Below are 13,590 nucleotides of genomic sequence, written 5' to 3'. Positions count from 1 at the left end.
TGCCCGCCGCCGGGTTCCCGGCGGCGTCTGCAGAAGGGAAATTGTCGTGACTCGTAAGACTCCGCGCGTTGAAGAACCTAACGAAAAGGACCTGGAGGTCGGCGACGGGCCGAAGCACTGGGCGGCCGGCGTGCCGGGCGTTTACCATTCCATGAAACCGGCCTTGGAACATATGGGCCCGAACCGGACCCGCAAGACGGTTCTGAAAATGAACCAGAAGGACGGCTTCGACTGCCCCAGCTGCGCCTGGCCGGACCCGCACCACCGGAAAGCCTTCGAGTTCTGCGAGAACGGCGCCAAGGCCGTCACCTGGGAAGCGACGCCGGTAGTCATCGCGTCCGACTTCTGGGCGGAGCACTCCGTGAGTGAACTTCGCAACCACTCCGATTACTGGCTGGGCATGCAGGGCCGGCTGACCGAGCCGGTCTACAAGCCCGCCGGCGAGGACCACTACAAGCCGGTCAGCTGGGACGAGGCCATCCGGAGGATCACGGACAAGCTCAAGGGCCTCGCGTCCCCGGACGAGGCGTCCTTCTACACCAGCGGTCGCACCTCCAACGAGGCGGCTTTCCTCTACCAGCTGCTGGTCCGCGGTTACGGCACCAACAACCTCCCGGACTGCTCCAACATGTGCCACGAATCCTCCGGCTGGGCCATGGGCCAGACCATCGGCATCGGCAAGGCAACCGTCAACTTCGACGACTACGCGGATGCCGACCTGATCATCATCATGGGCCAGAACCCCGGCACCAACCATCCCCGGATGCTCACCGAACTGGAGAACTGCAAAGAGAACGGCGGCGAAATTGTCGCCGTCAACCCGCTTCCGGAGGCAGGCCTGCACCGGTACAAGAACCCGCAGAAGGTCAAGGGCATCATCGGCCGCGGCACCTCGATCGCCGACCAGTTCCTGCACATCCGGATCGGCGGGGACATGGCCCTGCTGCAGGCCGTCTCCAAGCGCGTGCTCGAGGCCGAGGCGAAAAACCCCGGCACCGTGCTGGACCACGCCTTCCTCGCCGAGCACTGCGAAGGCCTCGAGGAACTCAAGGAGCATCTTGCCCTGCTGGACGAGGCCGCGGTGCTGGAAGCGACCGGGCTGCGCACCGAGGAAATCGACGAACTTGCCGCCCGCTACCTGAAGGCCGACAAGGTCATCATCACCTGGGCCATGGGCATCACGCAGCAGAAGAAGGGCGTGGCAACCATCAAGGAAATCATCAACCTGCTCCTGCTGCGCGGCAACATCGGCAAGCCCGGCGCGGGCGCGTCGCCGATCCGCGGCCACAGCAACGTCCAGGGCGACCGGACCATGGGCATCTGGGAACAAATGCCGCAGTCCTTCATGGAAGCCCTCGGCGAGGAGTTCGACTTCGAGCCGCCCCGCGAGCACGGCGTGGACGCGGTGGAGACGATCAACAGGATGCAGGAAGGCGAGATCAAGGTATTCATGGCCGTCGGCGGCAACTTCGTCGGCGCCATCTCGGACACCAATGCCGCGGAAGCGGCCTTGGCGGGGACGGAAATGTCCATCCAGGTATCCACCAAGCTGAACCGCTCGCACGTGGTCACCGGCGCGGAGGCCCTGATCCTGCCCACCATGGGCCGGTCCGAGATCGATATCCAGGAATCCGGCGAGCAGTTCGTCTCGGTAGAGGACACGGTCTGCGCCGTGCACCCTTCGTGGGGCAGCGTGGAACCGGTGTCGCACCATCTGCTCTCCGAGCCCGCCATCCTCAGCCGGCTGGGCAAAGCCCTCGTGGGCGACAAGATCAGGGCGGACTGGGATGGCTACGAGAAGAACTACGACCTGATCCGGGACCACATCTCACGGGTCGTGGGCGGCTGCGAGGACTACAACACCCGGATCCGCCAGGAAGGCGGCTTCATCCTCGAAAACGGTCCGCGGGACTCCCGCACCTTCCCGACGCCGACCGGCAAGGCCGTGCTCACCGTGAACGAACTCGAACACGTGGAGCGTCCGGAAGGCACCCTGATCCTGCAGAGCATGCGCTCGCACGACCAGTTCAACACCACCATCTACGGCCACAACGACCGCTACCGGGGCATCAAGAAGGGCCGCCACGTGGTGTTCGTGAATCCGGAGGACCTGACCGAGCTCGGCCTCACCGACGGGCTCTTCGTGGACATCCACGGCGAGTACCAGGACGGCGTGGAGCGCGTGCTGCGCAAATTCCGGGTGGTCTCCTACCCGACGGCCCGCGGCTGTGCCGCCGCTTACTACCCGGAGGCCAACGTGCTCGTCCCGCTGAACCACACGGCCGAGGGCAGCAACACTCCGATCTCGAAGGCTGTCATCGTGCGCCTCGAGCCCAGCCTGGACCAGTCGCCGGATAGTCCGGCCCGGCTCCATGCAGCCCCCGGAGTCACATTGCCGGTCTAAGCCGGTGCGCTCAACCTGACACAAACAGGCCGGGTCCCCGTCGGGGACCCGGCCTGTTTGTGTCCGGTTGCTGCTCGGCGCTACTGGGCCCGCTTGGCCCAGCCCTCCTCGTCCGGGCCGCCGGTCTCGCCGTGCTCGCACAGTTCGATGACCTTGTTGGCAGCCGCGGTCACTGCTTCGTCGGTGCCCTTCCGGCCGTTGGTGGACGCCGTTCCCGCCGCGTAGCCAAGGATGAACGCGCTGATGGCGTCCGCGTGCGGCCCGACGGACTTGAGTGACTCGTCCGCGACCTGGACGATCTTCTCGTGGTCGACTTCCAGGTCCAGGATCTGCAGGGCCTGGATCAGGCGGGCGCTCCAGTGCCGCAGCGTGCTGTCTTCATCTCGGGGCAAAGTCATGTGTTAATCCTCATCGTCAGGTGCTTCGGTAGATCGGCTATCCCTCAAGGGGTAGCACCGTTTCCGGCCAATGTGCAACGCGACACAAGCAACCCCCGCCATTAACCCGCCGACCGCCCGGTCAGCTCCACAAGGCAACATGGAACTTTGGGCCGCGGCGCTCCAGACCGCGCGAACCGCCGCGGGCGACCATGGCCGCCGTGGCATCGGCAGTGCCGACGAACCGCAGCAGGGTGTGGGCCATGGTCGTGGTCCTGTGTTGGCCCAGCGTGCTGGCCCACCACAGGCCCGCTACCGGGGTTCCGGCCACGGGCAGCCGCACCAGCGCACCGCTGTGGACTTCGGCCCGGACGATGTGCGCCAGGGCCAGCATGGTCCCCTCCCCTGCCCGCACCGCCGCAAGGGCCTCGGTCTCGCTGCTGAGCCGGATGATGTCCGGCGCGACGCCCAACGACGCAAGCCAGCGTCCCTCCTCCGAACCCGCCAGGATGCCCGCCGGGCCGGCGAACCACCGCCGGCCCAGCAGGCGCTCGATGGCGAGCGGGCCTTGCAGCCGGGCCAGGGGGTCAGCCGCCGCCGCCACAAAGAGCCGCTGGTAGCGCAGGAACGGGACCGATTCCAGGCCGGAATCGGCGGTCTGGCCACCGGCGGGCGCCGGAGGCCGCGCTCCCAGGGCAATGTCGTAGGCGCGCTCCAGGAGGAGCCCGGCCAGGTCTTCGGCGGCTTCGGCGACCACATCCACCGAGGCGCCTGGAACACGTTTGGTAAACAGGTCCAGCAGCCGGCCGGCCGCGTGCTCGGCAAACGGTGCGGTGGCCGCAATCTTGAGCCGTCCGGCGTCGTTCTTGGCGTTGCCGACCTCCCAGCGGGCCTGGTCCGCGAGCCCGACAATATCTTGCGCATAGTCCGCCAGCGCCCGGCCGCCCGGCGTCAGGGTGATCCCGCCGGAGGCCCGCACAAACAAGGGGTCGCCCAGATCCTGCCGCAGCGCCGCGAGGGCCGCGGACACGGCGGGCTCGCTGACCCCCAGGACGGCCGCCGCGGCGTGAAGTGAGCCCAGGCGTGCGACCAGCGCGAACGTCCGCAGCTGGCTCAACGTCATCGACACGGCTTCATAACCTTTCGCTTATGTCGATGTTGACACCCCCGCGGGGGCGGGGCAACACTTGCGTTAAATCGGCACCGGGCGACGATGCCCGCGCCTTGGAGTGAGGTGGACTATGCAGATTCCGGCTCCATTCGACTACGTTCGGGCCACCACGGTAGAGGACGCACTCGAGCTCCTGGCACGCCACGGACCTGAATCCCGGGTCGTCGCCGGCGGCCACAGCCTCCTTCCGATGATGAAGCTCCGGCTCTCTCGGCCCGAATGGCTGATCGACATCAACGACCTCTTCGAACTTGACTTCATCCTTCGCGACGGCGGGGAGCTGCGCATCGGCGCCCTGACCCGCCACAGCACGCTGCTGGAGTCCGAGGAGATCGCCGGACAGTTCCCGATTGTCCGGGACGCCGAACAGGTGATCGCCGACCCGGTGGTTCGCAACCGCGGCACCATCGGGGGCTCGCTGTGCCAGGCCGACCCGGCCGAGGACCTCTCCACGGTCTGCGACGTCCTCGGTGCCGTGGCCGTGATCCGCGGCCCCGGCGGCGAGCGCACCCTGGCGATGCAGGACTTCCACCGCGGCCCGTACCAGACCGCCGTGGGCCAGGACGAACTGCTGTGCGAGGTCCGCCTTCCCATCCGGCCCCGCTCCGGCAGCGCTTACGAGAAGGTGGAGCGGCGAGTGGGCGACTGGGCCGTCGGGGCTGCGGGCGCGGCGGTGACGCTCGCGGCGGACGGGAGCATTGCCGAGGCCGCCGTCGGGCTGACGGCGCTGGGCCTGGACCACACCGTCGTGGAAGCCGCCGGACTGCTGCGCGGCAAGCACCCCTCCGAGGAGCTGTTCTCCGACGCCGGTCGGCTGGCCGCCGAGGCCTGCGACCCCGTGGCGGACCAGCGCGGACCGGTCGACTACAAACGGCACCTCGCCGACGAACTCACCCGGCGGGTCCTGCGGCAGGCTTGCGCCCGCGCCGCCCGGACAGCCGCCCAGACGCAGGAAGGCTGAAGCGCATGCAGATCAGCATGACCGTGAACGGCAACGACGTCAGCAGCGACATTGAGCCGCGCGTGCTCCTGGTCCACTACATCCGCGAGGTGCTCGGGCTGACCGGCACCCACTGGGGCTGCGATACCAGCAACTGTGGGACCTGCGTCGTCCTGATCGACGGCCAGCCGGTGAAGTCCTGCACGGTCCTCGCGGCGATGGCCGCCGGGCACGACATCCGCACCGTCGAAGGGCTCGCCACCGGGGCGACGCTTGACCCGGTGCAGCAGGGGTTCATGGAGGAACACGGGCTGCAGTGCGGATTCTGCACGCCGGGCATGATGCTCACCGCCCGGGCCCTGCTGGACAAGAACCCGCACCCGGACGACGCCGAAATCCGGCAGGCCATCTCCGGGCAGATTTGCCGGTGCACCGGCTACGCGACGATTGTCCGCTCGGTGCAGTGGGCCGCCGCCCACCCCGCTGCCGCCGTCGGCGGCGGCGAGGGAGCCGACGAAGTCCTCGACGGGACCGACACCGTGGTGGCGGACGTCGCCACGGAAACCCAGGACGCAGAGGTGAAGGCATGACTGTCATCCATGAGCGGGAGAGCAACCCCGCTGCCGGCGACGCGGACCGGCCGATCGGCTACGGCCGCATCCAGCGCAAGGAGGACCCCCGCTTCGTCCGCGGCAAGGGACACTATCTCGACGACCTGGTGCTGCCCGGCATGCTGCACGGCGCGATCCTGCGCGCGCCGGTGGCGCACGCCCGGCTGGTCTCGATCGACACCACCAACGCCCTGGCCCACCCCAAGGTGCTCGCCGTCATCACCGGCAAGGACCTGGAGGGCCTCAAGCTGGCGTGGGCGCCGACCCTCTCCGCCGACGTGCAGGCGGTGCTGGTCACTGACAAGGTCCGGTTCCAGGGGCAGGAGGTCGCGTTCGTCGTGGCCGAGGACCGCTACGCCGCCCGCGACGCGCTGGAACTGATCGACGTCGAATACGACGTGCTGCCGCCGCTGGTCGACGCCCGCAAGGCCCTCGACGCCGACGCTCCCCTCATCCGGGACGAAATCGAGGGCAGGACGGACAACAAAATCTTCGACTGGGAAATGGGCAGCGCGGCGGAGACGGAAGCCGTTTTCGCGGGCGCCGACGTCGTGGTCAGCCAGGAGATGGTGTACCCGCGCGTGCACCCGGCCCCGATGGAGACCTGCGGCGCCGTCGCCGATTTTGATTCCGTGGACGGCAAGCTCACCCTCTACGAGACCACCCAGGCTCCGCACGCGCACCGCACACTCTTCGCGATCGTGGCCGGCATCCCCGAGCACAAGATCCGGATCGTCTCACCGGACATCGGCGGCGGCTTCGGCAACAAGGTCGGCATCTACCCGGGCTATATCCTGGCCGTCGTCGGCTCCATCGTCACGGGCCGGCCGGTCAAATGGATGGAGGACCGCTCCGAGAACCTCATGTCCACCTCCTTCGCCCGCGACTACATCATGAAGGGCGAGATCGCCGCGACCAAGGACGGCAAGATCCTGGCCCTGCGCACCGACGTGCTGGCCGACCACGGCGCGTTCAACGCCACCGCCCAGCCCACCAAGAACCCGGCCGGCTTCTTCTCCATTTTCACCGGCAGCTACGACCTGCAGGCCGCCTACTGCAAGGTGACCGGCGTCTACACCAACAAGGCTCCCGGCGGCGTGGCCTACGCCTGCTCCTTCCGCGTCACCGAAGCCGTGTACCTGGTGGAGCGCATGGTCGACATCCTGGCCCGGAAGCTGGACATGGACCCCGCGGAGCTGCGGCTGAAGAACTTCATCAAGCCGGAACAGTTCCCCTACGCCAACAAAACCGGCTGGGTCTACGACTCGGGTAACTACGAGGCGGCTATGCGGCTGTCCATGCAGCTGGCCGGCTACGAGGACCTGAGGCGCGAACAGAGCCAGAAACGCGCCAAGGGCGAGCTGATGGGCATTGGCATCTCCTTCTTCACCGAAGTCGTCGGCGCCGGGCCGCGCAAGCACTTCGACATCGTCGGCCTGGGCATGGCGGACGGCGCCGAGCTGCGGGTGCACCCCACCGGCAAGGCCGTCGTGCGGCTATCCGTGCAAAGCCAGGGCCAGGGCCACGAAACCACCTTCGCCCAGATCGTCGCGGAGGAACTCGGCATCCCGCCGGAGAACATCGACGTCGTGCACGGCGACACCGACCAGACGCCGTTCGGCCTCGGCACCTACGGAAGCCGCTCGACGCCGGTCAGCGGCGGCGCCGTGGCGCTCGTGGCGCGCAAGGTGCGGGAGAAAGCGAAGCTGATCGCCGCGGCCATGCTGGAGACCCGCCCGGAGGACCTGGAATGGGAGAAAGGCCGCTGGTTCGTAAAGGGCGATCCCACCGCGGGGAAGACCATCGAGGACATCGCGATGGCCGCCCACGGCACCATGACGCTGCCCGAAGGCGTGGACGGGAACCTCGACGCGGAAGTCACCTACGACCCGCCCAACCTGACCTTCCCGTTCGGCGCCTACATCTGCGTCGTCGACGTCGATCCCGGCACCGGGCGCGTCTTGGTGCGGCGCTTCATCGCGGTGGACGACTGCGGGACCCGGATCAACCCGATGATCATCGAAGGCCAGGTCCACGGCGGCCTGACCGACGGTGTCGGGATGGCCCTGATGGAGATCATCGAGTTCGACGCGGACGGCAACAACCTGGGTGGCTCCTTTATGGACTACCTGATCCCCACAGCCATGGAAGTCCCGGACTGGGAGACCGGCTTCACGGTCACGCCCTCCCCGCACCACCCCATCGGCGCCAAAGGGATCGGCGAGTCCGCCACCGTCGGCTCGCCGCCGGCGATCGTGAACGCGGTGGTCGACGCGCTGGCGCCGTTCGGGGTCACCCACATGGACATGCCGTGCACACCGGCCAGGGTGTGGGCCGCCATGCAGGGCCGGGCAAGGCCCCCGATCTAAAATGGCCACCCCCGCAGACCCCCTCGCCGCCCGGGCCGGCGAACTCACAGCCCGCCGCGATCCGTTCGTGCACGCCACGGTGGTCCGCGCCCAGCATCCCACCAGCGCCCGCGCCGGGGACACCGCCCTGGTGCTGCCCGGCGGCGAGATCCAGGGCTTCGTCGGCGGCAACTGCGTCGAATCCTCGGTCCGGGAGTACGGCCTGCAGGTGCTGGCCTCCGGCGAACCCCTGCTGCTGCGCGTGTTGCCCGGGGAGCCGTCCCGCCGGGCCGAGGAAGGCGCCGTCGAGGTGTCCAACCCGTGCCTGAGCGGCGGCGCGATTGAAATCTTCCTCCAGCCGCGCCTGCCCGCGCCGCGGGTGGTGGTGGTGGGGTCGACGCCGGTGGCGCAGGCCCTCGGCACGCTGGGGTCCGGCGTGGGTTTCGACGTCGAACTCGCCGACGGCGGGGCGGCCGAACCCCGCGCGGACGACGCCGCACTGATCGTCGCCTCGCACGGCAAGGCCGAGGAGGGCGCCCTGGAAGCCGCGCTGCGCGCCGGCGTGCCCTACGTCGCGCTGGTGGCGAGCGAATCCCGCGGCGCCGCCGTGCTGGACTCCCTGGACGTGGACGACGCGCTGCGCTCCCGGGTGTACACCCCGGCGGGCCTGCAGCTGGGCGCCCGCAACCCCGGGGAAATCGCCCTGTCCATCCTCGCCCAACTGGTCCAGGAGAGGGCCGCGGCCCGTGCCGGCGCTCAGAACAGCGCGCAGGCCGGCGGGGTTCCGGCGCCGTCCGCCCCGCCGCCGGAAACCGCGGTGGACCCCGTGTGCGGCATGTCCGTGCCGGGGGTCGAGTCCTCGCTGCAGCTTGAGCACAACGGCGTCACGGTGTACTTCTGCTCCCCCGGCTGCCGCGCGGCCTTCCGCAAGGATCCGGAGCGCTATGCCCTCAGCAGCTGAAGCACCGCGCATGGCCGGCACCGCGGCCGTCATCCTGGCGGCCGGGGCGTCGGCGCGCCTGGGCCGGCCCAAACAGTTGCTGCCCTTCGGCGACGGCGTGCTGCTGGACGCCGTGCTCGCGACGGCGAGGCGCTGCGGGTTCGCGCAGACCGTGCTGGCGCTGGGCGGGTCGGCCGAGGAGGTGCTTGGCGCCGTGGACACCACGGGCTGCGAGGTGGCGCTCAACCCGGATTACGGACAGGGCTGCGCGTCCTCGATCGCCGCGGCGATGGCCGTGCTGCGGCCGGGCACCGAGGCGGTGGTGCTGCTGCTGGGCGACCAGCCGGGCGTCCGGGCTGAGAGCGTGGCACCGCTGCTGCGGGCGCTGGCCCGGCCGGACGGTCCCGGGGCGGCGGTGTGCCGCTACGACGACGGACCCGGCCATCCCCTCGCGTTCAGCCGGCGACTCTTCCCGGACCTGGCGTCGCTGCACGGGGACAAGGCCGTGTGGAAGCTGCTGGAGCAGCGGGCAGACGACGTGGTCCAGGTTCCCACGCCAGGTGCCGTCCCCCTGGACGTCGACACCGAGGAGGATTACCGGCGGGTGCTGGCCGAGCTGCAGGGGGCCGGGTGAACACGGCGGCCCGGACCGGGGCGGAGGAAGAGGTGCAGCGGCGGATCCCCGACGTGGCCTCGCTGATGGCGGCCCTGGACAAACACGACTACCTGGCCGACACCGGGCTCGCCACCGCCTTGTTCCTCGCGGTGCGGCTCCCCCAGCCCATCCTGCTCGAGGGCGAGGCCGGGGTCGGCAAGACCGAGGCCGCCAAGACGCTGGCGAAGCTGCTGGACACACCGCTGTACCGGCTGCAGTGCTACGAGGGGATCGACGCCGGCGAAGCGCTCTACGAGTGGAACCACCAGCGCCAGCTGCTGGGGATCCGGCTGGCCGAGGCGCGCGACGCCGAGGTCAGCGAGGCCGAGTTGTTCGGCCCCCAGTACCTGCTGCGCCGGCCCCTGCTGCAGGCCATCGAGCACCCGGGTCCGCGGCCGGCCGTGCTGCTGCTGGACGAGATCGACCGCGCCGACGCCGAGTTCGAGGCGTTCACCTTTGAGCTGCTGGCCGAGGCCTCGGTCACCATCCCGGAGCTGGGCACCATCCGCGCCACGCATCCGCCGATCGTGGTGCTGACTTCCAACCGCACCCGGGACCTGCACGACGCGCTGACCCGGCGCTGTCTCTACCACTGGATCGACTACCCCGGACCGGCCCGGATTGCCGAGATTGTGCGCCGGCGGGTGCCCGCCAGCAGCGGCCCGCTGGCGCTGCAGGCCGCTGCCGTGATCACGCGGCTGCGGACCCTGGACCTGGCCAAGCCGCCCGGGATTTCAGAGGCCATCGACTGGGTCTCGGCGCTCGCGGTGCTGGGCATTGAGCGGATCGACGCCGCGACGGCCGAACAGACCTGGGGTTCGATCGTGAAGAACCGGGACGACCTGGAGCTGGTGGGCTCCCGCGGCGCGGCCTGGCTGGTGGGCGGGACCGATGACTGAATCGGCGCCGGTGCCTATCGAAGCTGCCTCGCTGGCCGCGGCCTTCATCACTGCCCTGCGCGGCGCCGGCCTTTCGTGCTCGCCGGACCGGGCGGCCCGGCTGGCTGAGGCGCTGGCGTTGGTCCCGCCCAGCGACCTGGACCGGCTCTACTGGGCCCTGCGGGTGGTCCTGGTCTCGGGGCACGGCCAGTTGCCGGTGTTCGACGCCGTCTTCGGTGCCGTGTTCCGGGGCGGTTTCGATCCCGCCGCCGCGCTGGACCGCCACGCCGGGGAACCGGTCCCCGTCCCGGCAGCGCCGCCGCCCGCCGACGGATCGCGCACCCGGCCCGCCACGGAGAGTGGACGCCCCGCCGAGCCCGGCAGCACCGCACCGCGGCCGCCCGCGCTGACTGCCGGCACCGACGACGCCGGTGACCGGCCCGGACCGGAGCGGGAAGCCGTCCTCACGATGGCGTCCACGGAAGAGCACCTGCACGGGATGAACTTTGCCGCCCTGACCGAGGCGGAAGCCGCCGAAGTCCGCCGGTTGGCGGCGAGGATCCTGTTGGCCACGCCCCAGCGCCTGAGCCGGCGCACGCACAAATCCCCGCACAGCAGCGCACGCCTGGACATCAGGGCCACCGTGCGGGCGGCCCGCCGCTCCGGCGCCGACTCCCCCCGGCTCCTGTACGCCCGGCGCCGGGAGCTGAGGCGCAAGCTGGTGCTGCTGTGCGACGTTTCCGGATCGATGGAACCCTACTCCCGGATCTTCCTGGCGCTGCTGCAGTCCGCCGTCGCCACCGCCGGAGCGGAAGCCTTCGTGTTCTCCACCCGGCTGACGCGCCTGACCCGGCAACTGGCCCACCGCGACCCGGACCTGGCCCTGGCGCAGGCCGCCGCGACCGCCCCGGACTGGGCCGGCGGCACCCGGATCGCCGAAAGCCTCCGCCGCTTCGTGGATGAACACGGCCGCCGCGGACTCGCCCGGGGCGCCGTGGTGGTGGTCTTCTCCGACGGCTGGGCGCAGGAGGATCCGGAACAGGTCGCGGCCCAGATGGCCCGGCTGCGCAGGCTGGCGCACCGGGTGGTCTGGGTGAACCCGCGGAAGGCCGCGCCGCAGTATCAACCGCTGGCCGGCGGCATCGCGGCCGCGTTGCCGTACTGCGACGCCTTTGTCAGCGGGCACAGCTACACGGCGCTGGCGGAAGTGGCGGCCGCGATCCGCGGCGACGGGTCCTCCACGGCCGGCGGACGCGCAGTTGGCGGACGCGCAGTTGGCGGACGCGCAGTTGGCGGACGCGCAGTTGGAAGACGGGCAGTTGGAAGACGGGCAGTTGGAAGACAAGGGAGCAGCTAATGCAGATAGACAGCAGTTTTGCGGTGGTCGCACCGATCGGCAAGGTCTGGGACACCCTGATGGATTTTGAACGGGTGGCAGGCTGCCTCCCGGGCGCCCAGATCCTCAACAAGCTCTCCGACGACGCCTACCAGGTGGGCATGACGGTGAAGCTGGGCCCGGTCAACATGCAGTACCGGGGCCTGCTCAACGTCCTGGAGCGGGACGCCGCCGAGCACCGGGCCGTGCTGGGAGGCAAGGCAAAGGAAACCCGCGGCCAGGGTACCGCCGAAGCCACGGTGACGCTGGCGCTGACCGAAGAGGGGACCACAACGCACGGAACGGTCAGTGCCGATCTGGCGCTCTCCGGCAAGGCCGCGGCGATGGGCAAGAGCGTGATCGGCAGCGTCACCGAACAGATGATGGGGCTCTTTGCCGGCAACCTGCAGGCCATGCTGGCCGAATCGGGGACGCCAACGGCCGCCGCCCCCGCACCGGCCGCCCCCGCGCCGGCACCGGCCGAACAGGCGCCGGCCCCAGCCCCAGCACCAGCCACCCCCGCCGTCCCCTCCCCTGCGGGGCCGGGGCCGCTTCCCGCGCCGCCGTCGGGCAGCCTCGACGCCTTCAGCCTCGCCAAGGGCATCGCCGCCGACCAGCTCTCCAGCCCCGGCAAGGTCCTCGGCCTGCTCATGGCGGTGGCCTGCCTGGCCTACTGGGCTGGCCGCCGGTCGGCGTTCCGGATGCTCCGGCTCTGCGGACGGCTTTAGGGGCACTCCATGCGGGACGTCTTGGCGGCCATCATGCCGGACTGGCGGCAGGGCAGAACCGCCGGACTGGCCACGGTGGTGAACACGTTCCAGTCCGCCCCCCGCCTTCCGGGCGCGTCCATGCTGGTCACCGCCGGCGGCGCCGCCGTCGGCTCGGTGTCAGGCGGCTGCGTCGAGGGCGCGGTGTACGAGCTGGCCACCCAGGTACGGGACGACGGCGTCCCGGTGCTGGTGCGGTACGGGATCAGCGACGACGACGCGTTCGCCGTCGGCCTCACCTGCGGCGGGATCATCGACATCTTCGTTGAGCCGGTCTCGCCGCAGCGCTTCGCGGAGCTCGACGGCGTGCGGCAGGACATCGAGGACGGGAAGCGGGTGGGCGTTGCCACGGTGATCGAGCATCCGGACAGCAGCTGGCTGGGGCGGCACCTCGTGGTGCGGCCGGACGGCTTCGAGGGCAACCTGGGCTCCGAGCGCGCGCATCTCGCCGTGGGCGACGACTGCCAGGGGTACTTGGCCGCGGGCCGGACCGGCATCCTGAGCTACGGCCCGGACGGGGAGCGGCTGGACAGCGGGATGCGGATCTTCTTCACCAGCTACGCCCCGCCACCGCGGATGCTCGTGTTCGGGGCGATCGACTTCGCCTCGGCGCTCGCACGGCTCGGGACGTTTTTGGGCTTCCGGGTGACCGTCTGCGACGCCCGGGCCGTCTTCGCCACGCCGGCCAGGTTTCCCGAGGCTGCCGAGGTGGTCAACGAATGGCCGCACCGCTACCTGGCCGGGCAGCAGGGGCTGGGCCTGGTCGATGAGCGGACCGTCATCTGCGTCCTCACGCACGATCCGAAGTTCGACATTCCGCTGCTGGAGGTGGCCCTGCGCGGCAGCCCGGTGGCCTTTATCGGGGCCATGGGGTCGCGGCGCACCCACCAAGACCGGCTTCGGCGGCTGCGCGAGGCGGGGCTGGGCGGGACCGAGCTGTCCCGGCTGCACAGCCCCGTGGGCCTGGACCTCGGCGCCCGGACGCCGGAGGAGACGGCGGTGTCCATCGCCGCGGAAATCATCGCCACGCAGTGGAGCGGCAGCGGTGAGCCGCTGCGGCAGCTGGACGAACGGATCCACCACGACGAGCAGCTCCGTGGGCAGCAGGCCTAACGGCGGGACCC

12 protein-coding genes are annotated in these 13,590 nt (G+C 70.2%); 10 read left to right on the top strand and 2 right to left on the bottom strand.

Annotated elements, in window-relative coordinates; genetic code table 11:
• The first annotated feature begins 46 nt into the window (after positions 1 to 46).
• Positions 47 to 2,404: an FdhF/YdeP family oxidoreductase gene (locus ACUYM2_RS08635; RefSeq protein WP_481599702.1), complete on the top strand. Its 2,358-nt coding sequence runs from the start codon at positions 47 to 49 to the stop codon at positions 2,402 to 2,404.
• 80 nt (positions 2,405 to 2,484) lie between these two features.
• Here ACUYM2_RS08635 and ACUYM2_RS08630 read toward each other — a convergent pair whose 3' ends face one another.
• Together ACUYM2_RS08630 and ACUYM2_RS08625 are read right to left on the bottom strand one after the other, a co-directional pair.
• Positions 2,485 to 2,802, bottom strand: coding sequence for a DUF6457 domain-containing protein (locus ACUYM2_RS08630; RefSeq protein WP_481599701.1), 318 nt, complete (start codon positions 2,800 to 2,802; stop codon positions 2,485 to 2,487).
• Between the two features lie 121 nt (positions 2,803 to 2,923).
• Positions 2,924 to 3,904 (bottom strand): LysR family transcriptional regulator, encoded by a 981-nt coding sequence (locus ACUYM2_RS08625; RefSeq protein ID WP_481601444.1) that lies wholly within the window; start codon positions 3,902 to 3,904, stop codon positions 2,924 to 2,926.
• A 118-nt stretch (positions 3,905 to 4,022) separates the two neighbouring features.
• Between ACUYM2_RS08625 and ACUYM2_RS08620 the strand changes: the two genes are divergently transcribed.
• Genes ACUYM2_RS08620 through ACUYM2_RS08580 form a run of 9 tightly spaced genes read left to right on the top strand, consistent with a single transcriptional unit; the run spans position 4,023 to position 13,579 of the window.
• Positions 4,023 to 4,913 carry an FAD binding domain-containing protein gene (locus ACUYM2_RS08620; protein ID WP_481599700.1) on the top strand — a complete coding sequence of 297 codons (891 nt, stop codon included), beginning with the start codon at positions 4,023 to 4,025 and terminating at the stop codon, positions 4,911 to 4,913.
• Positions 4,914 to 4,918: 5 nt separating this feature from the next.
• The gene (locus ACUYM2_RS08615; protein ID WP_481599699.1) at positions 4,919 to 5,482 is read left to right on the top strand and encodes a (2Fe-2S)-binding protein; all 564 of its coding nucleotides are present in this window, start codon (positions 4,919 to 4,921) and stop codon (positions 5,480 to 5,482) included.
• Positions 5,479 to 7,872, top strand: a complete 2,394-nt coding sequence (locus ACUYM2_RS08610) for an aerobic carbon-monoxide dehydrogenase large subunit (protein WP_481599698.1) — start codon at positions 5,479 to 5,481, stop codon at positions 7,870 to 7,872. Before ACUYM2_RS08615 ends, ACUYM2_RS08610 begins: the two co-directional genes overlap by 4 nt.
• A gap of 1 nt (position 7,873) precedes the next feature.
• Positions 7,874 to 8,812 carry an XdhC family protein gene (locus ACUYM2_RS08605; RefSeq protein WP_481599697.1) on the top strand — a complete coding sequence of 313 codons (939 nt, stop codon included), beginning with the start codon at positions 7,874 to 7,876 and terminating at the stop codon, positions 8,810 to 8,812.
• Entirely contained in the window at positions 8,796 to 9,425 is a 630-nt protein-coding gene (locus ACUYM2_RS08600; protein WP_481599696.1) for a nucleotidyltransferase family protein, read from the top strand. Before ACUYM2_RS08605 ends, ACUYM2_RS08600 begins: the two co-directional genes overlap by 17 nt.
• Positions 9,422 to 10,345: an AAA family ATPase gene (locus ACUYM2_RS08595; RefSeq protein WP_481599695.1), complete on the top strand. Its 924-nt coding sequence runs from the start codon at positions 9,422 to 9,424 to the stop codon at positions 10,343 to 10,345. The genes ACUYM2_RS08600 and ACUYM2_RS08595 overlap by 4 nt, the downstream gene beginning before the upstream one ends.
• Positions 10,338 to 11,681 carry a vWA domain-containing protein gene (locus tag ACUYM2_RS08590; protein ID WP_481599694.1) on the top strand — a complete coding sequence of 448 codons (1,344 nt, stop codon included), beginning with the start codon at positions 10,338 to 10,340 and terminating at the stop codon, positions 11,679 to 11,681. Before ACUYM2_RS08595 ends, ACUYM2_RS08590 begins: the two co-directional genes overlap by 8 nt.
• On the top strand, positions 11,681 to 12,427 hold the full coding sequence (locus ACUYM2_RS08585; RefSeq protein ID WP_481599693.1) for an SRPBCC family protein: 747 nt from the start codon (positions 11,681 to 11,683) through the stop codon (positions 12,425 to 12,427). The genes ACUYM2_RS08590 and ACUYM2_RS08585 overlap by 1 nt, the downstream gene beginning before the upstream one ends.
• Positions 12,428 to 12,436: 9 nt before the next feature.
• Complete coding sequence (locus ACUYM2_RS08580; protein WP_481599692.1) at positions 12,437 to 13,579, top strand: XdhC family protein; 1,143 nt, start codon at positions 12,437 to 12,439, stop codon at positions 13,577 to 13,579.
• Positions 13,580 to 13,590 lie beyond the last annotated feature (11 nt).

It is taken from the genome of Arthrobacter sp. SD1074B (assembly GCF_056780195.1).
The sequence above is the reverse complement of the archived record's forward strand: the minus strand, read 5'-3'. Positions and strand labels throughout refer to the sequence as shown.

Bases quoted from the DNA above. Each gene is read 5' to 3' on its own strand.
- ACUYM2_RS08610 (WP_481599698.1), top strand. From the start codon at position 5,479: ATGACTGTCATCCATGAGCGGGAGAGCAACCCCGCTGCCGGCGACGCG.
- ACUYM2_RS08580 (WP_481599692.1), top strand. From the start codon at position 12,437: ATGCGGGACGTCTTGGCGGCCATCATGCCGGACTGGCGGCAGGGCAGA.
- ACUYM2_RS08620 (WP_481599700.1), top strand. From the start codon at position 4,023: ATGCAGATTCCGGCTCCATTCGACTACGTTCGGGCCACCACGGTAGAG.
- ACUYM2_RS08585 (WP_481599693.1), top strand. From the start codon at position 11,681: ATGCAGATAGACAGCAGTTTTGCGGTGGTCGCACCGATCGGCAAGGTC.
- ACUYM2_RS08590 (WP_481599694.1), top strand. From the start codon at position 10,338: ATGACTGAATCGGCGCCGGTGCCTATCGAAGCTGCCTCGCTGGCCGCG.
- ACUYM2_RS08615 (WP_481599699.1), top strand. From the start codon at position 4,919: ATGCAGATCAGCATGACCGTGAACGGCAACGACGTCAGCAGCGACATT.
- ACUYM2_RS08605 (WP_481599697.1), top strand. From the start codon at position 7,874: ATGGCCACCCCCGCAGACCCCCTCGCCGCCCGGGCCGGCGAACTCACA.
- ACUYM2_RS08600 (WP_481599696.1), top strand. From the start codon at position 8,796: ATGCCCTCAGCAGCTGAAGCACCGCGCATGGCCGGCACCGCGGCCGTC.
- ACUYM2_RS08625 (WP_481601444.1), bottom strand. From the start codon at position 3,904: ATGACGTTGAGCCAGCTGCGGACGTTCGCGCTGGTCGCACGCCTGGGC.
- ACUYM2_RS08630 (WP_481599701.1), bottom strand. From the start codon at position 2,802: ATGACTTTGCCCCGAGATGAAGACAGCACGCTGCGGCACTGGAGCGCC.